Origin of the sequence: Romboutsia sp. Marseille-P6047 (genome assembly GCF_900604535.1) — a bacterium.
Taxonomy (GTDB): Bacteria; Bacillota; Clostridia; order Peptostreptococcales; family Peptostreptococcaceae; genus Romboutsia_E.
In genome coordinates this window covers 362,339-386,559 of sequence record NZ_UWOT01000001.1, presented here as the reverse complement: position 1 = coordinate 386,559, position 24,221 = coordinate 362,339, and the positions used below count along the sequence as shown (strand labels likewise).

Annotated in this window: 23 protein-coding genes and 1 pseudogene; all 24 read left to right on the top strand. The window is 26.6% G+C overall.

Translation table 11 applies throughout. From position 1 onward, the window contains the following. The first annotated feature begins 173 nt into the window (after positions 1 to 173). Positions 174 to 680, top strand: coding sequence for a VanZ family protein (locus EIH23_RS01880; RefSeq protein WP_122638508.1), 507 nt, complete (start codon positions 174 to 176; stop codon positions 678 to 680). A 287-nt stretch (positions 681 to 967) separates the two neighbouring features. Beyond that, entirely contained in the window at positions 968 to 1,576 is a 609-nt protein-coding gene (locus EIH23_RS01875) for a sugar transferase (protein ID WP_122638507.1), read from the top strand. Between the two features lie 21 nt (positions 1,577 to 1,597). Continuing rightward, a complete protein-coding gene (locus EIH23_RS01870) occupies positions 1,598 to 2,686 on the top strand; it encodes a glycosyltransferase family 4 protein (protein ID WP_122638506.1) in 1,089 nt (362 codons plus the stop codon). Next, positions 2,683 to 3,783: a glycosyltransferase family 1 protein gene (locus EIH23_RS01865; protein WP_195250729.1), complete on the top strand. Its 1,101-nt coding sequence runs from the start codon at positions 2,683 to 2,685 to the stop codon at positions 3,781 to 3,783. The genes EIH23_RS01870 and EIH23_RS01865 overlap by 4 nt, the downstream gene beginning before the upstream one ends. Continuing rightward, positions 3,784 to 4,671 carry a glycosyltransferase family 2 protein gene (locus EIH23_RS01860; RefSeq protein ID WP_122638505.1) on the top strand — a complete coding sequence of 296 codons (888 nt, stop codon included), beginning with the start codon at positions 3,784 to 3,786 and terminating at the stop codon, positions 4,669 to 4,671. It abuts the gene before it with no gap. Next, positions 4,672 to 5,802, top strand: coding sequence for an EpsG family protein (locus tag EIH23_RS01855; RefSeq protein ID WP_122638504.1), 1,131 nt, complete (start codon positions 4,672 to 4,674; stop codon positions 5,800 to 5,802). It abuts the gene before it with no gap. Positions 5,803 to 5,823: 21 nt separating this feature from the next. Continuing rightward, positions 5,824 to 6,797: pseudogene (locus EIH23_RS01850) on the top strand (DUF6625 family protein). A gap of 26 nt (positions 6,798 to 6,823) precedes the next feature. Beyond that, positions 6,824 to 8,026: a glycosyltransferase gene (locus EIH23_RS01840; protein ID WP_122638501.1), complete on the top strand. Its 1,203-nt coding sequence runs from the start codon at positions 6,824 to 6,826 to the stop codon at positions 8,024 to 8,026. A gap of 1 nt (position 8,027) precedes the next feature. Then, positions 8,028 to 8,765 carry a glycosyltransferase family 32 protein gene (locus tag EIH23_RS01835; protein ID WP_122638500.1) on the top strand — a complete coding sequence of 246 codons (738 nt, stop codon included), beginning with the start codon at positions 8,028 to 8,030 and terminating at the stop codon, positions 8,763 to 8,765. Next, positions 8,752 to 9,375, top strand: a complete 624-nt coding sequence (locus tag EIH23_RS16425) for a glycosyltransferase family 2 protein (RefSeq protein WP_206425633.1) — start codon at positions 8,752 to 8,754, stop codon at positions 9,373 to 9,375. Before EIH23_RS01835 ends, EIH23_RS16425 begins: the two co-directional genes overlap by 14 nt. Before the next feature lie 86 nt (positions 9,376 to 9,461). Beyond that, positions 9,462 to 9,755 carry a hypothetical protein gene (locus EIH23_RS16420; protein WP_206425632.1) on the top strand — a complete coding sequence of 98 codons (294 nt, stop codon included), beginning with the start codon at positions 9,462 to 9,464 and terminating at the stop codon, positions 9,753 to 9,755. Between the two features lie 26 nt (positions 9,756 to 9,781). Beyond that, complete coding sequence (locus EIH23_RS01825) at positions 9,782 to 10,804, top strand: glycosyltransferase family 2 protein (RefSeq protein WP_164488947.1); 1,023 nt, start codon at positions 9,782 to 9,784, stop codon at positions 10,802 to 10,804. 7 nt (positions 10,805 to 10,811) lie between these two features. Next, positions 10,812 to 11,978: a polysaccharide pyruvyl transferase family protein gene (locus EIH23_RS01820; RefSeq protein WP_122638498.1), complete on the top strand. Its 1,167-nt coding sequence runs from the start codon at positions 10,812 to 10,814 to the stop codon at positions 11,976 to 11,978. Positions 11,979 to 11,995: 17 nt separating this feature from the next. Continuing rightward, the gene (locus EIH23_RS01815) at positions 11,996 to 12,949 is read left to right on the top strand and encodes a glycosyltransferase family A protein (protein ID WP_122638497.1); all 954 of its coding nucleotides are present in this window, start codon (positions 11,996 to 11,998) and stop codon (positions 12,947 to 12,949) included. A gap of 24 nt (positions 12,950 to 12,973) precedes the next feature. Then, on the top strand, positions 12,974 to 13,996 hold the full coding sequence (locus EIH23_RS01810; protein WP_164488946.1) for a glycosyltransferase family 2 protein: 1,023 nt from the start codon (positions 12,974 to 12,976) through the stop codon (positions 13,994 to 13,996). Between the two features lie 33 nt (positions 13,997 to 14,029). Next, the gene (locus EIH23_RS01805) at positions 14,030 to 15,568 is read left to right on the top strand and encodes a lipopolysaccharide biosynthesis protein (RefSeq protein ID WP_122638495.1); all 1,539 of its coding nucleotides are present in this window, start codon (positions 14,030 to 14,032) and stop codon (positions 15,566 to 15,568) included. 39 nt (positions 15,569 to 15,607) lie between these two features. Then, positions 15,608 to 15,784 carry a glycosyltransferase family 2 protein gene (locus tag EIH23_RS16685; protein ID WP_122638494.1) on the top strand — a complete coding sequence of 59 codons (177 nt, stop codon included), beginning with the start codon at positions 15,608 to 15,610 and terminating at the stop codon, positions 15,782 to 15,784. 7 nt (positions 15,785 to 15,791) lie between these two features. Further along, positions 15,792 to 16,595 carry a glycosyltransferase gene (locus EIH23_RS01795; protein ID WP_122638493.1) on the top strand — a complete coding sequence of 268 codons (804 nt, stop codon included), beginning with the start codon at positions 15,792 to 15,794 and terminating at the stop codon, positions 16,593 to 16,595. 198 nt (positions 16,596 to 16,793) lie between these two features. Continuing rightward, positions 16,794 to 17,567 (top strand): YveK family protein, encoded by a 774-nt coding sequence (locus EIH23_RS01790; RefSeq protein ID WP_122638492.1) that lies wholly within the window; start codon positions 16,794 to 16,796, stop codon positions 17,565 to 17,567. 17 nt (positions 17,568 to 17,584) lie between these two features. After that, positions 17,585 to 18,322 carry a CpsD/CapB family tyrosine-protein kinase gene (locus EIH23_RS01785; RefSeq protein ID WP_122638491.1) on the top strand — a complete coding sequence of 246 codons (738 nt, stop codon included), beginning with the start codon at positions 17,585 to 17,587 and terminating at the stop codon, positions 18,320 to 18,322. Positions 18,323 to 18,353: 31 nt separating this feature from the next. Next, on the top strand, positions 18,354 to 20,240 hold the full coding sequence (locus tag EIH23_RS01780; protein WP_122638490.1) for a polysaccharide biosynthesis protein: 1,887 nt from the start codon (positions 18,354 to 18,356) through the stop codon (positions 20,238 to 20,240). Between the two features lie 268 nt (positions 20,241 to 20,508). Continuing rightward, positions 20,509 to 20,898, top strand: a complete 390-nt coding sequence (locus EIH23_RS01775) for a S24/S26 family peptidase (RefSeq protein WP_243113295.1) — start codon at positions 20,509 to 20,511, stop codon at positions 20,896 to 20,898. A 60-nt stretch (positions 20,899 to 20,958) separates the two neighbouring features. Next, entirely contained in the window at positions 20,959 to 23,865 is a 2,907-nt protein-coding gene (locus tag EIH23_RS01770; RefSeq protein ID WP_122638488.1) for a fibro-slime domain-containing protein, read from the top strand. 56 nt (positions 23,866 to 23,921) lie between these two features. Next, on the top strand, positions 23,922 to 24,167 hold the full coding sequence (locus EIH23_RS01765) for a hypothetical protein (protein ID WP_122638487.1): 246 nt from the start codon (positions 23,922 to 23,924) through the stop codon (positions 24,165 to 24,167). The last annotated feature ends 54 nt before the right edge of the window (positions 24,168 to 24,221 follow it).

The following is a 24,221-nucleotide window of genomic DNA, read 5'->3' as shown; positions in this document are numbered from 1 at the left end:
ATGTATATTTTTTCCAAAATATATTTTTGTTCTTTTGTATATTACTTATAATTAGCAGTTATAGCATATTAAATTCAAGTTATAAGAGTTATTAAATTTGAAAAAAATTACAATATAAAATATAATAGCTTTATATATATGAATAAATATAATATATACAAGGAGATTGGATTATGAAAAAGGCTATATGCATTGTATTACTAATATTAGCTATGGGAAGTATGTATTATTTCTCAAGCCAAGAAGGGTATACATCATTTCAACAATCACATAAAGCAGTAGAATTAATAGATAAGGTTAGGGATAAAGTAACCTTAACAGATGAAAGGTTAATAAGTATAAAAGATAAAATATATAATGAGTTAAGAGGTTATGACAAAGAATATATAGTAAGAAAAGCAGCACACTTTTCAATTTATGCATGTATAGGAGCATTTATGTTATTAGTATTATACCTATTTACTAAGAAGGTAATGTTCTCATCTGTATTTAGTTTTATACTAACAGCCATGTATGCAATATACGATGAAAAAAGACAATTACAAGTAAGTGGAAGAGTAAGCAGTATAACTGACGTGTTTATAGACTCTAGTGGAGCGCTTTTAGCAATAATATTTTTATCAATATTACTTGCAACTGGAAAAGGAATAGGATTTATATTAAATTGGAAACGAAAATAATAAAATTAAAAGTTGTATAAAGATGAGTAGTATAATTCATTTTTATACAACTTTTTTATTTTATAAAAGTAGTACCGGTTTGAGTACTATATTATTAATACAAAAGTAGTAGTTTGTTATAAAAAAGTGGAACTATAGTGTAATTTACTCAATATACTACCAATTGATAAAATTATTATAAATAATATATGAAAGAATATAATCTTTAAGGGGGAGAGAGTAATTATATTTGATATACTTTAGCAAGTATAAGTAAAAATAATTGGGTAAAAGTAGGTAATTGGAGAATGAGTAGTTTTTATAAAAAGATAAAGCGTATTATAGATATTACGCTATCCTTAGTAGGACTTATAGTTTTATTTCCGATATTTTTAGTTTTAATAATAGCAATAAAAGTAGACTCCAAAGGACCTATTTTATTTAAGCAGAAAAGAATTGGAATAAATAAATCTGAATTCTATATTTTAAAATTTAGAACTATGAGAATTGATACTCCTAAAGATATGCCAACACACTTATTAGAAAATCCAGATGTGTATATAACAAAAGTAGGTAGATTTTTAAGAATGACGAGTCTAGATGAACTACCCCAAATTATAAATATTTTAAAAGGTGATATGAGTATAGTAGGTCCTAGACCAGCTCTTTGGAATCAATATGATCTTATACAAGAGCGAGATAAATATGGAGCTAATAATGTAACTCCAGGACTAACAGGATGGGCTCAAATAAATGGAAGAGACGAGTTACTTATATCTGTAAAGGCGAAATATGATGGAGAATATGTGCAAAACATGTCTTTATATTTTGATATGAAATGTTTTTTTATGACTTTTATAAAAGTTTTAAAAAGGGATGGAGTAGTAGAAGGAAAGAAAGATAAAGCTATTAATTAGTTATTGGGGTAGGTAAGTACTATGAATAAAAAAGTTTTAATTTTATCAAATCACTTTGTAACAATACATAAGTTTAGGCAAGAATTAGTCATGAATCTGGTTGAAAGAGGTCATGATGTAGTAGTATCTCTGCCTTACTCTAATGAAACCGAGAGAATAGAAGATTTAGGCGTAAGAACTATAAATACTTATGTAGATAGAAAAAGTATAAATCCAATAAAAGATATAAAGTTATTTATAGAATATATAAATCTTATAAGACTAGAAAAACCAGATATAGTTGTTTCTTATACTATAAAGCCAAACGCTTATGGAGGGATAGCATCTAAGCTTTGTAAGTGTGAGTTTATAGCTAATGTTACAGGGTTAGGAAGTGCATATTATAAAGGTGGATTTGTAAAAAAAATAGTAAGTGCATTGTATAAAATGGGATTTAAATCGGCAAAATCGGTGATATTTGAGAATGAAGGAAACGCGAAAGTTTTAATTGATGATAAAACTATAAAACAAGATCAAGCTGTAGTAATGAATGGTGCAGGTGTAAATCTTGATAAATTTAGTTTCTGTCCAATGCCTTCTGGAAATGTTATAAGGTTTTTATTCGTTGGAAGAATTATGGCTGAAAAGGGTATAGAGGAGTTGTTTGAAGTAATAAAAAGAATAAGATCAGAGTATAACAATGTAGAGTTTAGCTTTATAGGTTGGTTTGAAGATGATTATAGTGAGATAATTAAGGAGTTTGAGGAGAAAAACTTTATTAAATATTATGGTTATCAAGATGATGTAATTCCTTTTATAAGGAATTCTCACTGTATAGTTCTTCCTTCATATCATGAGGGGATGGCTAATGTTTTACTTGAAGGAGCGGCTATGGGACGAGCTCTTATAGCTAGTGATATTCCTGGGTGTAGAGAAGCAATTGTCGAAGGTAAAAATGGATGGACTTGTAAGGTTAAAGATGTAGATGACCTTTATGGTAAGATTAAGAGGTTTATTGACCTTTCTTATAATGAGAAAGTTAAAATGGGTAAGTTTGGAAGGTGTCATATGGAAGAAATTTTTGATAAGAAAAAGGTTGTTAAGTTGACTGTTGAGGAGATAGAGAGATGATAGAACCTATAAGAATACTTCATATTGTTACATATATGGGGCGTGGTGGTCTTGAAACTATGATAATGAATTATTATAGAAATATTGATAGATCTAAGGTTCAATTTGACTTTCTTGTGCATAGAGAAGATAAAGCTGATTATGATGATGAGATAGAGTCTTTAGGGGGGAGAATATACAGGATTCCAAAATTAAATCCTTTCAGTATTTCATATTTAAAGTCTTTAGATAGTTTTTTTAGAGAACATAATGAGTATAGGATTGTTCATTGTCATCAGGATTGTCTTAGTTCTATACCTCTTAAGTATGCAAAAAAACATGGTGTGACTTTTACTATAGCCCATTCACATAATGTAAATCAAGATAGAAATTTTAAATATTTAATAAAAATGATAGCTAAGAAAAGTATTACAAAATATGCAGATTATTTATTTGCATGCGGAAATGATGCAGGAAAGTGGATGTTTAATACTGAAGATTTTAAGATTTTAAATAATGCGATAGATACAAATTTATATACTTATAATGAAGAAATAGCTAAACAGATAAGAGAAGAGTTAGGAATAAGAGATAAGTTTGTTGTGGGTCATGTTGGAAGATTTAATCCTCAAAAAAATCATAAATTCATAATTGATGTATTTAAGGAAATAAAGAGAATAGAAAATGATAGTGTATTACTTTTAGTCGGTGATGGAGAGCTTAGGCAAGATATAGAATTAATGGTGTCAAATATGAATTTGAGAGATGATATTAAATTTCTTGGTATTAGAGAGGATGTAAATGATTTAATGCAGGCTATGGATGTATTTTTATTTCCATCATTATATGAGGGTTTAGGTATTGCTTTAATAGAGGCTCAATCATCTGGCTTAAAGTGTATAATATCGGATACTATACCTAAAGATGGTATTCTTACCGATAATGTAGAATATTTAAACTTAAATGATGATCCGAAATATTGGGCAAAAAAAGTTTTAGATTTTTCAATTGGATATGAAAGATTTGAATTAAAAGATGAGATAGAGAAAGCTGGATTTGATATAAAATCTAATACAAAATGGTTAGAAGAATTTTATATGAAAAGGTGGAGTGTATAGATGGTAACATTAACAGTTTTTACACCAACTTATAATAGGGGGTATATTCTTCATAGGTGCTATGAGAGTTTAAAAAAACAAACGTGTAAAGATTTTAAGTGGTTGATAGTAGATGATGGATCTATTGATAATACTAAAGAATTAGTTGATAGTTGGATAAAAAATGATAATGGATTCGAGATAAATTATGTATATAAAGAAAATGGTGGCATGCACACGGCACATAACAAGGCATATGAGTTAATTGATACAGAATTAAACGTATGTATAGACTCAGATGATTTTATGCCAGATGATTCGGTAGAAATTATCACTAGTTTTTGGAAGAGGAATGGAAGTAATAAGTACTCTGGAATAGCATCTCTAGATAATTATAAAAATGGTGATATTGTAGGAGATAAATTTCCAAATAAAAAATCGATGAGATTGTGTGATTTTTATATTAATGGTGGGACAGGAGATAAAAATCTTATTTATAGAACAGATATAATGAAAAAGTATCCTCCATATCCGGAGTTTGAAGGTGAAAAATTTGTGCCTTTAGATTATAAATATTTATTAGCTGACCAGGAATATGAGTTGCTTATATTAAATAAGCCAACTTGTACTGTTGAGTATTTAGAAGATGGATCTAGCAGGAATATCTTTAAACAATATTATAAAAATCCTAAAGGGTTTGCATTTATGAGGAAGGTGCATATGAAATATGATAAAAAAATAAAGCATAGGTTCAAGTCATCTATACATTATGTATCTTCAAGTATAATTATGAAAAACAAGGATGCTTTAAATGAATCACCACAAAAAATACTGACAATATTAGCATACCCTTTTGGGGTGTTACTGTATTGGTTAATAAGAATAAAAAATAGAGAGGTAGCTAAATAAATGGAAGTGTATATATTCATGCTGTGCTGGGTTATTGTTTTTGGAATAATGTCACAGATGACTTCTAAATATATTGCTGTTGGAAATGAAGTATATGAAAGTAGAGTAAATATATTTATGGCGTTTGTAACATTTTCAGTAATAATATTCTTTTCAGGACTTAGAAGTGGTATAGCAGATACTTGGACATATATAGATATGTTTAAAGAGTATCCACTACTTTCAAGTGCTAAAGATGTTATTTTTGATAGTGAAGCTAGAGAACCTGGATTTAGATTGTTTTCTATTTTAATAAAAACGTATATATCTGATGATTTTCATATATGGTTGTTTATCATAGCATCAATAACAGGTATATGTATAGTTTATACGTTATATAAATATTCTAGTAATTATGGACTAAGTGTCCTTCTATTTATGTTATCTTGTCAGTTTACATGGATGTTAAATGGAATGAGACAATTCTTAGTAGCAGCTATTATGTTTGCGTGTACAGGTCTCATATTAAATAGGAAATTTTTACTTTATGTAATTATAGTATTATTACTTTCTACATTTCATTTATCTGTACTTATTATGATACCAGCATATTTTATAATTGTTGATGAACCTTGGAGTAAAAGATCAATGATATTCATAGCAGTGATAGTTTTTGCATTAATATTTACTGATAAATTTACAAGTTTACTTGAAGTTGTAATAGAAAATTCTGATTATGCATCTTCAATGAATGAGTTTAAAGATACTGATGATGGAACTAATGTAATAAGAATTTTAGTTGAGTCAGTACCAGTAATATTAGCATTTATATATAGAGATATATTAAAAGATAAGTTAACACCTATAATAAAGATTAGTATAAATATGTCATTGATATCTAGTGGGGTTTATATAATATCTAAGATCGCAAGAAGTGGTATTATGTTAGGCCGATTACCTATTTACTTTTCTTTATACAACTTAATACTACTACCATGGTTAATAAAAAATATATTTGCAAGAGAAGAAAAACGGTTAGTAAACTACTCTATGATTGTGCTATATGGAATATTTTTTTATTACCAAATGGTAGTCGCATGGAACGGTGTAGGTTATTACAGTGATATATTAAATATATTTTTAAGTAGTTAGATAATTAAAAAGTGAGGGATTATGAGAAAAATATTGATATTACCTTATTTTGGAGAGTTTAATGATTATTTTAATCTTTGGATAGAGTCGTGTAAATATAATAGTGATATTGATTGGCTTATTATTACAGATAATAATATAAAATTTGATTTACCAAAGAATATAAAGGTGGTTAATCAGACGTTTGACCAATTAAAGCTATTTTTTCAATCTAAATTTGATTTTAAAATAAATCTTAAAAATCCATATAAACTTTGTGATTATAAATCATATTATGGATATATTTTTGAAGATTATATAAAAGATTATGATTTTTGGGGATATTGTGATTGTGATTTAATATTTGGAGAGATAAATAAGTTTTTGGATGATAGTTTATTTGAGAAATATGATAAATTGCTTAGAACGGGGCATTTATCATTTATACGAAATACTAAGGAAATTAATACAAACTTTATGAAATATGATACATATAAAATGGTGTTAAAGTCTTCAGCAATATATGGATATGATGAATCTATTGATGGATATCATAAAGGATTTGCAGGAGAGTTAATAGATTCTGGGTATAATTTTTTTGATAATAGTGAGTATATAGCTGATATAGATTTTAGGCATCATCCATTTAGGATTATAAATAATAGTCAATATACTAATATATTCACTTTTGAAGAAGGAAAACATATAGAATTTATAGTGAAAATAATAAGATAAAAAAAGAAGAAGTGATGTATATACATTTTCAAAAGAGAAATATGATAAATAATGTAAGTGAGATATATAATAAGTATCTAGTATATCCAAATAAATTTGATAAGTATGATGATATATTAGTCAATGACTTGTACTTTCATCAAAGTCATGGAATTGAAATAGAAAATTATTTTAATCATAAAAAAGAAAAAATTCAATCATTAAAACGTGACTTTATAAGATTTATATATGAACCTAAGAAAGTAGATTCTATAAAGTATAGATTGAAATTAAATGTGTAACAGTGTTAATTAAATGGGAGATAAAAATGAAAGATATATTGATAGTAGCAAATAATTTAGAAATAGGTGGGGCTGAAAGAGCACTTATAAGCTTATTAAATACTATGGATACGAATAAATTTAATGTAGATTTATTTTTATTAAGACATGATGGTGAGTTTATGAATATGATACCTAAGAACATAAATGTTCTTCCAGAAAAAAAAGAGTTTACGGCTTTAGGGATACCTATAATTGAAGCTTTGAAAAAGGGATTATTTGTTCAAGTATTTGGGCGTTTAATAGGAAAAACAAAGTCAGCAATATATAAACGAAAAAATAATATAAGTGGACCTACGTCAATAGATATAGAATATAGCTATAAGTACACTAAATCATATATGCCTATGATATCTGATAAAAAATATGACTTAGCAATAGGTTTTTCTACTCCATATTATTTTGTAGATGAAAAAACAATCGCAACTAAAAAATTAGGATGGTTGCACACTGACTATTCTCATTTATTAGGGGATACAGAGTCAGAATTAAAGTTATGGTCTATTTATGATAATATAATTTCTATTTCTGATAAAGTTACTGAATCTTTTATCAAAAAATACCCATCATTAGAATCAAAAATTCTTTTAATTGAAAATATAATATCACCAGATATTGTAAAGATGGAATCAGAAAAAGAAAATGTTTCAAAAGAGATGATAAGTGAGGGCGATGAAATAAAAATACTTTCTATAGGACGATTTGCAGAAGCTAAAAATTTCAAATCAGTTCCTAAAATATGTAAATATATGTGTGATATGGGGGTTAAAGTAAGGTGGTATTTAATAGGGTATGGTAAAGAAGAAAGCGCCATTAGAGAAGAGATTCAAAGATATAATATGCAGAATAACGTAATTATACTAGGTAAAAAACAGAACCCATATCCATATATTAAAGCTTGTGATATTTATGTACAACCTTCTTTATTCGAAGGCAAGTCTGTTGCAGCAATTGAAGCACAGATATTAAATAAACCAGTAGTTATAACTAATTTTACAACAGCTAAAAGTCAACTAAAAGATGGTATTGATGGAGTTATAGTTCCAATGGATAGCTATGGATGTGCAAATGGTATTGCTACATTGATTAAAGATAAGGAATTACAACAAAGATTAATAGACAATACTAAGAAGTCAATTTACAGTAATGAAAGTGAAGTAGAGAAAATATATGCACTTATGGGGGTGTAATATGAAGGATAAATCTATACCGAAGATAATACACTATTGCTGGTTTGGGGGTAATGAGAAACCAAAAAAAATGCAAGAATGTATAAAGAGCTGGCATAAATATTTAGATGATTATGAATTTATTGAATGGAACGAAAATAATTTCAATATAAATTGTAATGATTATGTAAGGCAAGCTTATGAAGAAAAGAAATTTGCATATGTTAGTGACTATGCTAGAATAACTGCATTATATAGATATGGTGGTATATATATGGATACTGATGTAGAGGTATTTAAATCTTTTAATGATTTACTTGGTAATAAATGTATATTAGGATTTGAGCAAGAAGAGTATATTGCTACAAGTTTTATGGCTTCAATTTCTGGACATGAGCTCATAAAAGAATTTATCAATGGGTATGAAAATATAAGTTTCTATAATAAAGATAAGAGTATAGATCTGACAACTAATGTTCAAAAATTGACAGAAATATTGGTAAGTAGAGGCCTAAAAAGAGATGGTAAGTATCAAGAAATAGGAGATATAAGTATTTATCCTAAGGAATACTTTTCACCATATGATTATGGAAATTGTATAAGAGGAAATACCGAAAATACTTATTGCGAGCATCATTTCTTAGTTACTTGGTTACCATGGTCTGTAAAAGTAAAAAAGATAATAAAAAGAATAGCGGTAGTATTATTTGGTAAATCATTTTTGTGTAGGATGAGAGGTATTATTAATGGCAAAAGTTAGTGTTATAATTCCTATATATAATGTTGAAAAATATTTAAATAGATGTATAGATAGTGTGATAAATCAATCATTAAAAGATATCGAGATAATACTAGTAAATGATGGTTCTCCTGATAATTGTCCAAAGATATGTGATGAATATGCTAATAAAGATAGTAGGATAAAAGTAATACATAAGAGTAATGGTGGATTAAGTTCGGCAAGAAATGCAGGCATGAAAATAGCTACAGGCGACTATATAGGATTTGTTGATTCTGATGATTATATTGAAATCAATATGTATGAACAAATGTATAAAGTGGCTTATGAAAACAATGTTGATTTTGTAATGTCTGATTATTATAAGGTTTATAATGATAGTAAAAAGGAAGTTACATTAGATATTGATAGCAGTTTATATTTAAAAGAAGATATTTATAATAAAATATATCCAAGTCTTATTATGAAAGAGAATATAGATTATGGACCATTATTAGCTGTTTGGCATTGTTTATATAAAACAAGTTTTATAAAAGAAAATGATTTATATTTTGATGAACAAGTAAAGTACTCAGAAGATAATCTATTTAGTTCGTTAGTTGGATATAAGTCAAATAGTTTTATTATATGAAAGGATATTACTTATATAACTATAGATATAATCCGAATTCTATATCTACTACATATAAGTCTGATTCATGGGATGTATATGTAGATATGAATAATAGACTTTATGAATATTTTCATAAAAATAGAGACTTTAATTTCAAAAGACAAATAGATTTACATATGATTTATTATATATTTAATTATACTAACCAACTTGGAAGCTCTAATAAATCTTTTTATCACAAATATAAAGAGATAAAAAAGGTACTAACTTATAAAGAATCAAGAAGAGCTTTAGATAAATTAAAGCTACCAAATGTAAATATTAAATTAAAAATATGCACTTTAATGCTAAAGTACAAGTTAATAATTCCATATATGTTAGTAAGAAAAATAGCTTAAATACCTTTATATATAAGGAGGATAAAATGATAAAAATTAGTGTTATAATGCCTGTATATAATAAAGAAAGGTATTTACATAAAACAATAGAATCAATATTATCTCAAACATATAAGAATTTTGAACTTATAATAATTAATGATGGATCTAATGATAAAAGTGAAGAAATATGTAGAGAATATGAAATAAAAGATAATCGTGTAAAGTTATATACAATAAAGAATAGTGGTGTGTCTAACGCGAGAAATATTGGTATTAGCTATGCTAGTGGAGAATATATTCAATTTATAGATGGTGATGATGTTATAAACACTGGAACTTTTAGTGAATATATATCTATACTTAATATAAAAAAATACGATGTATTATTTTCTAGTTACAATAAAGTGAATCATGATGATGAGATATTAAATTTGGTTGATTTAGGATATAGAAATGATGTAGTTAAGCAAGATATAGTTGATAATTTTGCAAAAGATCAATTTGGAACAGGATACTATGGATGGATTTCAAATAAGTTAATAAAAAGAAGTATTATAGCTGATAATAGAATTAAATTTAATACTAATATAGTACTTGCTGAAGATTTAGACTTTTTTATAGATATATATAAATATTCAAATGATTTTTACTTTACAAACTATATATCATTTAATTATTTACAAGAAGCTGATAATTGTTCTTTATCAAAGAAGGATGAAGATATAGACTACTATGTTCAGCTTAATATAATATTAAAAATAAAGAGATTTATAGCAGAAAATAAAGGATATCATGGGAAAAATAAAGAAATAATAGATGATAGAATTTTTAATTATGTATTTTTTGTAGTATTTTATAGTAAATTAGAAAAAAGTAATATTAAGAACTTAGTAAAAAAAATTATTGATGATGAACATATAATAAATAATTTACATATAAATTTAAAACCAACATTTAGAAATATAATTGTTACTTGTACAATATATGGAAAATTTTATTATGTATATTTACTTTTAAAGATAAGAAGTTCAATGAAAAATATAGCAAAAAGATTAATTAGGGGATAAGAGTATTATGAAAAAGATAGTTTTATATTCGCATAGTGGCAGTAAAAATCATGGATGTGAAGCAATTGTTAGAGGGACCTCAAAGATATTAGATGGAATATGTGAAATGAAATTACTTTCACATGCAGAAGATGAAGATATTAAATATAAAGTTAATGAAATCATAGATGTAAAAGCGGGTAAAAATCCAATTAATAAAAAATCTATGAGCTTTTTTAATGCATATTTATCATTAAAAATAAAAAATGATACTGCTAAAATGGATGTACTTCAATTTACAGATGGAAAAAAATATATAGATGAAAATACAATAGCATTTGCTATAGGTGGGGATACGTATTGTTATTCCGACGTGCAAAATCATGTAGAGCTACATAAGATGTATGGAGAAAAAGCATATAAAACAGTTTTGTGGGGCTGTTCGGTTGAGCCAAAGTTAATGGAAGAACCTAAAATAGCAAAAGATATAGAATCATATTCACTAATAGTTACTAGAGAAAGTATATCTTACGAAGCTTTAAATAAGGTTAATAAAAATACTAAGTTGTATCCAGATCCCGCATTTAATTTAGATAAGTTAGAGTTAGACCTACCATGTGGGTTCAAGGAAAATGATACAATTGGAATTAATTTAAGTCCTTTAATTATAAGAAAAGAAACATACGAAGGTATAACAATGAAAAACTATGAAAATCTAATAAGTTATATTTTAAAAAATACGACTTCAAATATCGCATTAATACCACATGTTATATGGGAGTCGAATGATGATAGAGAACCACTTAGAGCATTATATGATAAATTCAAAAAAACTGATAGAGTTATTATGATAGATGATTGTAATTGTATGGAGTTAAAGGGCTATATAAGTCGCTGTAAATTATTTATTGGAGCGAGAACTCATGCTACAATAGCAGCTTACTCTACATGTGTACCTACATTGGTGATAGGATATTCAGTTAAAGCAAGAGGAATAGCAAAAGATATATTTGGGACATATGAAAACTATGTACTTCCAGTACAAAGTTTAAAAAAAGATAATGATTTAGTAGAGTCATTTAAATGGATTTATGATAGAAAAGATAATATAAGAGATCACTTAAATAAGTTCATGCCAGATTACAAAAAAAGAGGACTTTTAGCAAGAAATGAAATTGAGCAAATAATGAGATAGCTTAGGGGTGATAAAGTTTGAGTAATAAATTAGTTAGTATTATAACTCCATGTTATAACGGAGAAAAAGTAGTATCTCGTTATTTAGATTCGGTATTAAATCAAACTTATAAAAATATAGAGTTGATATTTGTAAATGATGGATCAATAGATAATACAGAAGGTATAGTACTTTCATATGAATATAAGTTTAAAAATGAAGGTATGAAATTAATATATATATATCAAGAAAATAAAGGATTAGGTGGAGCTATAGATACAGGTCTTAAGCATTTTAAAGGTGACTTTCTATGTTGGGCTGATGCAGATGATTTCTTTCATCCTCAATCAGTCGAAAAAAAAGTTGAATTTCTTGAAAAATATAAAGAATATGGATGCGTTACAACTAATGCTAATGTATATAATGAAGATGATTTAAGCACAGTTATATACAAGATAACAGATAAATTTAAACACCATGAAGATGAATATCAGTTTGAGCATCACCTTAAGTCAGAATCTATATTTTGCTGCGGATGCCATATGGTAAGATCAGAAGTTTTTTTAGATGTAAATCCAAAACGAGAGATATATCCAGCAAGACGAGGTCAAAATTGGCAGATGTTACTACCAGTTTACTATAAGTATAAAAGAGGTTTTTTAGATGAACCTTTATATAATTATATTATTTATAAAAATAGTATGTCTACAGGAGATGACAGTAAAGAGAAGAAAATAAAAAGATGTAATGAACATTTAGACATAGTAAAAAATACTTTAGATAGTATTTCTATGACTGATAAAGATAGAAAAATGTACTTTAATATGTTTTATAAAAAATATATAGTTGATAGGTTTGATATATCCATGCAGTATAAAGATATAAAATCAGGTATAAGGCAATATATGCTAATGAGAAAATATAATGTTTTGAGAAAGTATGATACAAAATCCTTGATTAAAGTAGCTATTAATCGAGTTATAAAAATATAAGAAATTGTATAGATGGGAGAAGTTATGAGTAAGACAAAAGTAAGCATTATAGTTCCTATATACAATGCTGAAAGGGATTTGAAGTGCTGTATAGATTCTATATTATCTCAAACCTTTGAAGATATAGAGGTGATACTAGTAAATGATGGCTCAACCGATAAAAGTAGAGAAATATGTGATGAATATGCAATTAAAGATAAAAGGATAATACTTATACATAAGAAAAATCAAGGAGTATCTTCTGCTAGAAATTTAGGAATTAAAGAATCTACAGGAGATTATATAATGTTTTGTGACAGCGACGATTGGATTGAAAGTGATTGTATTGAAAAATTATATAGTAAGATAAAAGATAGTAATGCTGATATTATTTACTCTGGAGTATACAGAGAGGAATATACTAATGGGAAAAAGATACAAGATAAAGTAAGTGGAGTATCTGAAGAGATTTTTATTAAAAAAGAAGATTTTGATAAGTATCTAGATTATATTATAGAGTCTATAAAAAGTCCATTTTTATCTCCTTGCGCAAAGCTATATAACGCTTCAATAATTAGAAATAATAATTTGAAATTCGATACAGATATGGTATGCTTTGAAGATTTTTGCTTTAATTTGAAATTCTTACAGAATACTAAATCTATGTATTTATCTAAAGATATAAAGTATCACTATAGAGGAGAAAGAGGTAAGGGTGGAATACAAAAAAGAAATAAAAATGACTTAGTATATGAGGTATCATCTTCTCATTATGAGATGAACAAGTTACTTCGACTAATAAAATATAATGAAGAACTTAAAGATTATATAGAAATATGGTTTTTAGAACATTATAAAATAGTTTTTGAAAAAATTATATTTGAAGAAAATAATATGAGTAAAATTGAGAGAAATAATATATTAAAGCATCTATGTAGTGACAAAGAATTTTGTGATTTTATTGAATATAATAAAGATAAAATTAGACTTTATAAATATATAAAAATATTGGTTGATAGAAGGTTATACTCATTGGCTTATTTGCTTATAAAAAATCGTATTAAATAAAATTCTAAATATTAAGACAGAGGGTATGGGGATATGAGGATACAAAATTCTATAAAAAATATGTATGTAAGTATAATTACACAAATAGTGATTATTATACTAGGTTTCTTATCTAGGATGGTATTTATTAATAGTTTAGGTACCGAATATTTAGGAGTTAATGGATTACTAACTAGTATATTATCTATGCTAAGTTTAGTAGAGGGAGGAATTGGAACAAGTATAGTATACAATTTATATAAACCGTTAGCTGAAAATGATACCAATAAAGTAATTGCTCTAGTTCAATTATATAAAAAACTATATGGCATTTTAGCAATAGTTATATTTATATTAAGTACTGTAATGTACGTAGCATTGGGTAGATTTATAAAAGGTGGAACTACAGTTCCATTTATAGGAGTTGTATATTTTATATTTGTTGTTAAAAATGTTATTTCATATTTAAATGCACATAAATGGTCATTGATAAATGCAGATCAAAAAGGATATATAATAGCGAAATATAATCTTATATTTAATATAATTACAACACTTACGAAGATAGTAATATTAAAATTAACTAAAAATTATATCTTATACTTACTAATAGATTTAGGCATATTTATTCTTCAAAATATATATAATGGAAAAATTGTAAGTGATAGATATGAATATATTAATACAAAAGATAATTATCATGTAGATGAAGATACTAAGAAAAACTTAGTAACGAATGTAAAGGCTATATTTTTACATAATATAGGAGGATACTGTGTATTTGGAACAGATAATCTATTGATATCTACATTTATTAATATAAATACAGTAGGATTATATTCAAATTATACAATGGTTATATCTCAATTAGCATCGCTATTAACACCATTATTAAATGGTATGGGAAATAGTATAGGTAATTTAATAGCTACTGAATGTAAAGAAAAAATTTATGAAATTTTTAATGTAATGTATTTAATAAATTTTTGGATATATTCATTTTGTGCAATATCTCTATATAATTTATTAGAGCCATTTATAGATTGGTGTTTTGGAAGAGGATTGCTTCTTGATAAATTAACATTAATAGTAATATTGATTAACTTTTATATATCAGGTCTTAGAAATTCTATAGGAACATTTAAACAGAAAGCAGGTATTTATGATAAAGATAAGTATCAACCTCTTATAGAATCAGCAATAAATCTAGTAGCGTCTATAATACTTGTTAAATATTGGGGACTTTCAGGAATATTTATGGGAACTACTATTAGTAGTATACTAATACCTTTAAGAATTCAACCTAAAATAGTTTTTAAAGATGTTTTTAACAAGCCAGTTAAAGCATATTTTAAAAAGTATGTTTATTATATATTTTTGACTATAATTGCGGGGATAGTCACAACTAATATTTGTAACTTAATAGATATAGCTAATGATTTTATGTCTTTAGTTGTAAAGGGAATAGTATGTGTTAGCATTCCTAATATAATATATTTAATTATATTTTATAGATCAAGTGAATTTAAATATATACTTAGTATAATACTAAAAATAGCAAAAGTTACTAAGCCAAAGAGTGTAACATTATAAGTTATTTATATTGATTAAGATATATTATGGAGGAGATGAATGAATCCAATAGTAAGTATTATAATCCCAATGTATAATGTTGAATTATATATTAAAGAATGTTTAGAATCATGTATAAAACAAACCTATAAAAATTTTGAAATTATTATAATTGATGATAACAGTGAAGATAATAGTTTAAGTATTGCTAAAGATATATTAAAAATCAAAATGTAATTATAAAATAATTACTAAAAATAAGAGAAAAGGTGTATCAAATAGTAGAAATTTAGGTATTGAATTATCAAAAGGAAAGTACATATATTTCTTAGATTTTGATGATATGATAAAGTCAAATTCTCTTGAAATACTAGTAGATATTGCAGAGCGTAATAATTACAAAATAGTATATGGAGGATATGAAAGAAAAAAAGAACTAGTTTTATCAGGAGATAAAGCATGTGATTATACAGTTTATGATATATCATATGATAGCTTGAATAGTTTATTATACTCAGGAACAATATGGGGTGGAATTATAGATTCTGAGATAATTAAAAAAAATAATATCAAGTTCGATGAATCTTTGCAATATGGAGAAGATACCATATTTAAGTTTAATATACTAAGATATATAGATAAGTTAGTGGTTACATATGAAAAATTATACTACTGGAGAATTGTAAGTGGCTCATTATCATATAAAGCGAGTGATTATGATTTATTACAAAAAGAACTTAAGATGGTAAAATCAATGTATTCAAATATTGATAAATATAAGAATAAAAATTATATCTCTATAGTAATTAAATTTATAAGGGTGAAAAAAAATAGCATGTATAGAATTATATTTGATAGTGAGAAAGATATCCAAAATTATAAAATATTAGATAGTATTAGAATACCTTTTAAATATATCTTAAAATCTAATATGAAATACAAAGATAAATTAATAGAAAGTTTATACTCTTTACTTTACTTCATGGATAGATATTATATATGGAAAGTATTGTTTAGAGTTAAAATTTTTATAAATAATGCAATTTAGTTATGATTAACCGATTCGTAGTAATATCCAACTATTATGAATCGGTTTTTTATTATCTTTTATTTTTAAATATAATACTAAAGTAGTATATTTAAAAATAAAAAAGTACAACCTTAGCATAATTTACTTTGGATACATTAGACTGATAAAATTAATCATAGAATTATATAATAAAGGGAAAAAATATAGGGGGATAAAATGCAAGAAAGTATAAATATTAGAGAATATTTGGAAATATTTAAAAGAAGAAAAATAGCAGTAATAATAATCTTACTACTTTGTATAGGAAGAGGAGCATATTTAACATACCAAAGAGATAAATCTTACGTACCAGTATTTAAGTCAACAGTATCAGTAAGAATAAACAACATGAAAGCGTATAAAGAAACTGAAGGCGAAGAATCAAATAATCAGTCAATATTTATGAATTCAATATCAAATTCAAACTTAAATCAAAATATAGCGACATCATATTCTAGCTTAGCAACATCAAAAAGAGCATTGCTTGAAATTATACAAAATCTTGACTTAAACATGACACCTGAATCATTATCAAGAAATATAAGTGTGGTACCACAAGAAAAAATACCTGAATTTATAGACATAACGGTAACTAACACAGATTTTCAAATAGCTCAAAAAGTAGCAAATGCAATACCAGAAGCTTTTAATAATGAATTACAAAGAGTAATAGGCTTAGACTGTGTAGAATTATTATTTGAAGCAACAGAGCCAACTTTAGTAAGTAAAGGACTTGATACAACTTTACCTAAATATACATTAGCAGGTCTTGTAATTGCAATATTTGTAGCTTTACTTATGGAAGTATTAGATAATAAAGTCGTAACTCCTGATGATGTAGAAAAATATTGGGGAGTGCCTATGATAGGAATGATACCTTATGATAGCGGAAAATCAAAAGGTAAAGTAAAATCATCATCTTCGAAAATAAGAACGGCTGAAGAAGTATAAATAAAGAGGGGATTATTATGTTTAATAAAAAGAAAAATGATGTATCTAGATACGATAACGTAGCAAAATATAATGACGGAAACTATGAAATAAATGAAGCTTATAGGGGAATAAGAACATTTTTAACAGTAGATGAAAATATAAAGACAATCTTAATTACAAGTTCAGAGATGAATGAAGGAAAAACTACAACAGTAGCAAATATAGCTAGGTGTTTCTCTGAATTAGACAATAAAAAAACTATAGTAATAGATTGTGACTTTAGAAAACAAAGTATAAACAAGTATTTTAGATTAAGTAAAAATACTAAAGGTCTATCAGATATAATCTATGAGAATAAAGAACTTGAAATATGTGTACAAAAAGATGGTGATTTAGATATATTATGTAGCGGAACTTTTAAAGCCAATCCAGCAGTATTATTACAGTCATCAAAAATGAAAAAATTAATAGAGTACTTAAAAGAAAAATATGACTATATATTAATAGATTCTCCACCTGTAGGTAGAGTAAATGATGCATGTATAATAGCGCAATACGTAGATGGAACTGTTGTTGTTGCAGCATCTAAAGAAACTGAAAAATCACAAGTAAAAGTTACTAAGGATAGGCTTGAAAAAGTTAATGCAAATATAATTGGTGTGGTATTAAATAAATTTAAAACAAATGAGTATAAGAGTTATAGTTATTATGGATATTACGACTATGAAGATGATAGAAAATTTAGGTTATTTAAAAATAAAAGAAGAGCTTAAATAAAGTTGGAATAGTTTGGAGTTGATTAATTTGGAGTTTAAGTTAAAAAATGAAGAGACACATATCCATAATCGTTTAGATATATATAAGGCTAGACAAGTATTATTAGTTATTGTAGATATAATAATTACAATAATTGTATTTTTTTTATCTCAAAGAATAACTAAATCATATGATTATGGGAATTCAATAGTTCCTGTAGTTGTATATATAGTTGCGAATATTTTATCTCTTTTTCAAAGGGGTTGTTATAGCAGCCTTTGGAACTATGGAGGAGAAAAAGAAATATCTAATATACTAATATCAGGTTTACTTTGCGTGGTATATGTTTCAATAGGAAATATAATATTAGGTTACAACTTTAATTCACTATTTTATACAGTAAATAGCTTAATGTTAGTTGTTATGACAGTGAGCTCAAGAGTTAGCTATAGAGGAATCAGGAGAATGTCTTCTTATATGAGTATGAATAAGTCTCATACGTCTACGAGAGTTTTAATTGTCGGAGCTGGAAGCGCAGGAAGATTAATTATTCAAGAACTTTATGAGAATCTAAATTTAAAAAAGTTACCTGTATGCATAGTTGATGATGATGTAAAAAAGATAGGTAAAAATATTTACAATGTTCCTATATTAGGGACATGCCATCAAATAAAAGAGATTGTAGAGAAACATAATATAGAAGAAATAATATTTAGTATAGCGAATATACCAAAACAAGAAAAAGTAAGAATAATCGAATACTGTAAAGATACTAAGTGTAAGATAAAAACAATACCAGGTATTTATGAGATTATAGATGGAAAAGTAGATATAAAGAAAATAAGAGATGTAGATATAGAGGATTTACTTGGTAGAGATCCTGTAAAAATTAATTTAGAAGAAATAAGTGGATATTTAGAGGGAAATACAGTTATGGTGACTGGTGGAGGTGGATCTATAGGATCAGAACTATGTAGGCAAATTTCTAAATTTTCACCTAAAAAGTTAGTAATATTAGATATATATGAAAATAATGCATATGAAATTCAGCAAGAACTTATAACAAAGTATGGTAATAGTTTAAGCTTAGATGTAATTATAGCATCTGTAAGAGATGAGAATAGAATCGATGGAATAATGAGGAATTATAATCCTCAAGTTGTATTTCACGCAGCTGCTCATAAGCATGTTCCTTTAATGGAAAATAGTCCTTGTGAAGCTGTAAAAAATAATATATTTGGAACACTTAATGTTGCGTTAAAATCAAGTAAGTATAATGTAGAAAAATTTGTACTTATATCAACTGATAAGGCTGTTAATCCAACTAACATAATGGGTGCAACTAAAAGATGTTGTGAGATGATAATTCAAAGTTTGAATAAAATAAGTAGTACTGACTTTGTTGCAGTTAGGTTTGGAAATGTACTCGGTAGTAATGGGAGCGTAATACCATTATTTAAAAAGCAAATAGAAGAAGGTGGTCCAGTTAAGGTAACTCATCCAGATATAACAAGATTTTTTATGACAATACCAGAAGCAGTTTCACTAGTTATGCAAGCAGGTGCAATGGCTAAAGGTGGAGAGATTTTTGTACTTGATATGGGTGAACCTGTAAAGATTTTAGATTTAGCTAAGAATCTTATTACTTTAAGTGGGTTTGAACCAGGAATTGATATAAATATTGAATTTACAGGCCTTAGACCGGGCGAAAAACTTTATGAAGAGTTATTAATGGAAGAGGAAGGGCTTAGGAGTACAGATAATAAAAAAATTTATATAGGAAATCCAATTGATATAAATTATAGCATACTAAGTAAAGCATTAAAAAAACTTAAAGTATGTACAGATATTGGAAATGATAAAGAAATATACACAATAATGAGTAAATTAGTAGATACATATAAAATAAGTGAAAATTTAGCAAAGATAATATGAAATAAAAATATATGATAACTAAAATTATGAAAATTTATAATTTAAATAATACTTTGATGTTACTTAAAAGTAGTATATATTACACTCATTATGTATTGAGAAGGGATTATTAAGTTAATATAATAAAAAAATAAATAATTATAAAATATGAGTAAAAGTGGTGGTATAAATTTTATCAAATTTAAACTCGAAGCATATATTTAAAGGAAAAGATATTGTACCAATTATAGAAGCGATTATAGATAATGGAGGAGAATGTATTCTTAGAGTGAGCGGATATAGCATGAATCCATTTTTAAAAAATAATCGTGACTCTGTTATTTTAGAATCTCCCAGAGGATACAAATTAAGAAGAGGGGATATAGTCTTTATTAAGAGAAAATCGGATGAATATGTATTGCATAGAATTTTTAAGATAATAAATGATAAGGCATTTATTATGAATGGTGATGCGCAGGTAAGCCTAGAGCTTGTAGAGTTTACACAGGTTATAGCTGTAGTAAAGAAGTCAATTATAAAAGGAAAAGAAGTTGATAGAAATAATTTAATAAATAGATGTTTAGTATACATATGGACATTATTAAGGCCATTTAGATTTTATATATTTAAATTATATACATCTATAAAGAGATTAAGTGGGAAATTTAGAGTGAGATAATTTAATTTCAAAATACGGAAATTAAATATCTATAAAGAAAAACAAAAGAAGGGGGATTTTATGAGTAAGTACAAAAAAATATTTAGTTTAATGACATCGTTATGCTTGATAAGTACATTTATATTTATTAATCCGGTACAAGCAGATGCATTAAGTCTTGGGGGAGCAATTTCAAAACTAACTAATAAGTTAACATCAAGTAAAAAAAACACATCAAGTAAAAGTAACTCAACTAACGAAACTCAAGTGTTAGAAACAGATTCTAAAGCAAGTGAGTTATCTTATTTCCCAGTAACTATGTATAGGTATGGGACTTCTAATTCTAATGGAACTAGCTATGATAGTAGTGCATTTAATCAGGCTACTAAAAATTTGGAAACTAATAATTTACAAGGTATTTATTTTAATACTGGAAGTAGCACGACATGGATATCAGGTACTAGCATAACGAATAAGTATTGGAATCGTTGGAGTGCGAATGCTAATTCAAACAGTAGTAATCTAAGAGTAAGTGCCATTACAGGTTTAGTTAAAAATGAATTAGATTCATCAACAGGAAAAATACAATTTAATTATCCAGAAGCAGGTATATTTGATCCAGATAATAACACTGCTAAGAGTACATATACAAACGTAAAAATGCCATTTAGATATGATTCCTCAACAGGATATTATGAATTTGATAGCTCAAAAGAGAATGTTTATTTTGCGAATGGAAAAGGAGCTAGCAATACAACTCTAAATTATAATGGAAATGGATTTTCAGTTAGTGGATTTGGAAAAGGATTCTATCCATTTAACACAGGAAATTCAGGCACTGGAAACTATCACTTTGGTATGAATATGTCAGTAAACTTTTTTATGACAGAAGATGGAAAAATAAATGGAACAGATGATATTAAATTTGAATTCTCTGGTGATGATGATGTATGGGTGTTTATAGATGGTAAATTAGTTCTTGATATAGGTGGTATACATGATGCAACATCTGGTTCAATAAACTTTGCAACTGGTGAAGTAATAAATCCAAGAACATTATCAGGAATCAATAGTGGTAAAACACAAGGAACACAATCTAGTGCATCAACTAAGACAAATCTATATGAAATATTAGGTGTAGGTTCTTTAGATAAATTTGATAAAACTAAAGCTCATACATTACAAGTATTTTATTTAGAGCGTGGAAGAGCCGCTTCAAATTGTAAGATTAAGTTTAATTTACCACAACAAAATACATTAGAAGTAAGCAAGAAATTTGATGATACAATAAGTGATTTAACTCAAGAGGAAATTGCAGCTGTTAAATCTGAAGTATTTGATTTTACAATAACAAAAGACGGAAGTGCTTTAGCAAATGCAACTTACCAATTATATGAAGGTAATACAGAAATAGATGCAGATAAACAATTAGCTACTGATGCAAATGGTAAATTTACATTAAAAGCTGGACAAACAGTCAGATTCTATAATCCAAGTCAAGGTAAATATGTTGTAACAGAGAATAATGATGACTATGAAAAGAACTGGACGGTAGGGCAAGTAGGTGGAAATACTACAACTGGTAGCAATAATTCAAGTCCAGAATTAAATATAAATACATCAAATCAAGGATATACATATACATTTACTTGTGAAAATGTATTACAACCAGTATTAAATGATGATGCAGTAGTTCTTGATTTTGGTAAGCCAATAGACATAAATGTAACAAACAATGATTTCTTAAGAGGTGGAACATTAGATAGTGTATCAATGTTAGATGATATAACTAACTATGGAACTATTTCTAAAAAAGATAATAACAATGTAACATATACACTTAATAAATTTATGAATGGAATAGATAGAGCTACATATTCTGTAAAATACAATGATGATAAGAATTCAAAAACAGGTAATATTACTATGATACCTGCAACTAGTGTTTATTATGAAGATGATTTTACTAACTCTAATGGAATAGATGGAATTCAATATTCATCAAATTGGAAAGTAACCGGTACAAGTAGTAATGGTAGCCAAGACGATGGAACTATAGGCAAGGATTATCCATATGGATATGATAGCTCATATAGTGAAAATACTACAGATAGTAACGGGTCATCACATTATATTGAGGCTACAACAAATTCTGAAACTGCAACATTTACATTTAAAGGAACTGGGTGTGAAATATACAGTAGAACTTCAAATAAAACAGGAAGAGTTAGAGCTCAAGTATATAAAGGTACAGAATTAATTTCAGCTAATAGGCTGACAAATTCAGTAATTGATACTTTATATAAGGAAGAAGGAAAAGAACTTTACAATATACCTATATTTAATATAACCGATTTAGAATACGGAGAATATACAGTAGTTTTAACTGCCGTTAAGGGCACAAATGCTATACCAAGAAATATTTTCTATTTAGATGGAGTAAGAATATATAATCCATTAGATGAAACACAAAGTGAAGAAGCTAACAATGCTTATCAAACAGATAATGAAGCTAATGCAAAGGTAGTGGAATTAAGAGACAAGTTAATAGTAGATGGAGTAGGATCATCAGATGAAAGTATAAATGGTGTTGTATTTATAGATACAAATGGAGGAGAAACAACATCAGATACTACTAAGTATACAAATGAAGGTCCTAAAAATGAAATATATTTAAAACAAGGTCAAAAAATAACATTTAAACTAAATGAATTACCAGAGGGAGCTAAAGTTCAAATTGGAGCTAAGGCTACAGAAGGTAAAGAATTAAATTTAGATATTAATAGTAGTAAATTATCACTTAAATCAACAGTTGATATGTATTACGATATAACAAGCTCAATTAATTCTGATGGAAGTATAACTATTACTAACAATAGTGAAGGAATGTTGTCACTTACGAAATTAAAGGTAACTAGTATATCAAATGAATATGAAATATTTAATAGTTTTAAATTAGAGGATTATTCTACAATAGTGTCGAATTAATGTCTATTGAGAAGGATTATGAACTGCATGTAGTATAACAAAGGGTGGTGACGATTATGAAAGAAAAATATGAAAAACCAGTTGTAGAGATTGAAGAATTTAGTATGGCAGAGCATATAGCAAAGTGTGAACAGTCTACAAATTTATTTTACTTAGGTTCTTGTCAATCAGATAAACCTATATATGATGAAAATTTAGGGTATGAAATTTTCACATCAAATAATGATGATTGCTTTGCTACACCAGAAGATGAATACTGCTATAACTCAACAGATAGTTCTTTAGCTGCATTTGGATCATAAAATAAAAAGGTTGGCTATTATTTTAGTCAGCCTTTTAGATTACATTAAAATAAA

Bases quoted from the DNA above. Each gene is read 5' to 3' on its own strand.
- EIH23_RS01840 (WP_122638501.1), top strand. From the start codon at position 6,824: ATGAAAGATATATTGATAGTAGCAAATAATTTAGAAATAGGTGGGGCT.
- EIH23_RS01870 (WP_122638506.1), top strand. From the start codon at position 1,598: ATGAATAAAAAAGTTTTAATTTTATCAAATCACTTTGTAACAATACAT.
- EIH23_RS01820 (WP_122638498.1), top strand. From the start codon at position 10,812: ATGAAAAAGATAGTTTTATATTCGCATAGTGGCAGTAAAAATCATGGA.
- EIH23_RS01880 (WP_122638508.1), top strand. From the start codon at position 174: ATGAAAAAGGCTATATGCATTGTATTACTAATATTAGCTATGGGAAGT.
- EIH23_RS01825 (WP_164488947.1), top strand. From the start codon at position 9,782: ATGATAAAAATTAGTGTTATAATGCCTGTATATAATAAAGAAAGGTAT.
- EIH23_RS01785 (WP_122638491.1), top strand. From the start codon at position 17,585: ATGTTTAATAAAAAGAAAAATGATGTATCTAGATACGATAACGTAGCA.
- EIH23_RS16425 (WP_206425633.1), top strand. From the start codon at position 8,752: ATGGCAAAAGTTAGTGTTATAATTCCTATATATAATGTTGAAAAATAT.
- EIH23_RS01855 (WP_122638504.1), top strand. From the start codon at position 4,672: ATGGAAGTGTATATATTCATGCTGTGCTGGGTTATTGTTTTTGGAATA.
- EIH23_RS16685 (WP_122638494.1), top strand. From the start codon at position 15,608: ATGAATCCAATAGTAAGTATTATAATCCCAATGTATAATGTTGAATTA.
- EIH23_RS01805 (WP_122638495.1), top strand. From the start codon at position 14,030: ATGAGGATACAAAATTCTATAAAAAATATGTATGTAAGTATAATTACA.
- EIH23_RS01770 (WP_122638488.1), top strand. From the start codon at position 20,959: ATGAGTAAGTACAAAAAAATATTTAGTTTAATGACATCGTTATGCTTG.
- EIH23_RS01835 (WP_122638500.1), top strand. From the start codon at position 8,028: ATGAAGGATAAATCTATACCGAAGATAATACACTATTGCTGGTTTGGG.
- EIH23_RS01875 (WP_122638507.1), top strand. From the start codon at position 968: ATGAGTAGTTTTTATAAAAAGATAAAGCGTATTATAGATATTACGCTA.
- EIH23_RS01860 (WP_122638505.1), top strand. From the start codon at position 3,784: ATGGTAACATTAACAGTTTTTACACCAACTTATAATAGGGGGTATATT.
- EIH23_RS01810 (WP_164488946.1), top strand. From the start codon at position 12,974: ATGAGTAAGACAAAAGTAAGCATTATAGTTCCTATATACAATGCTGAA.
- EIH23_RS01865 (WP_195250729.1), top strand. From the start codon at position 2,683: ATGATAGAACCTATAAGAATACTTCATATTGTTACATATATGGGGCGT.
- EIH23_RS01790 (WP_122638492.1), top strand. From the start codon at position 16,794: ATGCAAGAAAGTATAAATATTAGAGAATATTTGGAAATATTTAAAAGA.
- EIH23_RS16420 (WP_206425632.1), top strand. From the start codon at position 9,462: ATGAATAATAGACTTTATGAATATTTTCATAAAAATAGAGACTTTAAT.
- EIH23_RS01765 (WP_122638487.1), top strand. From the start codon at position 23,922: ATGAAAGAAAAATATGAAAAACCAGTTGTAGAGATTGAAGAATTTAGT.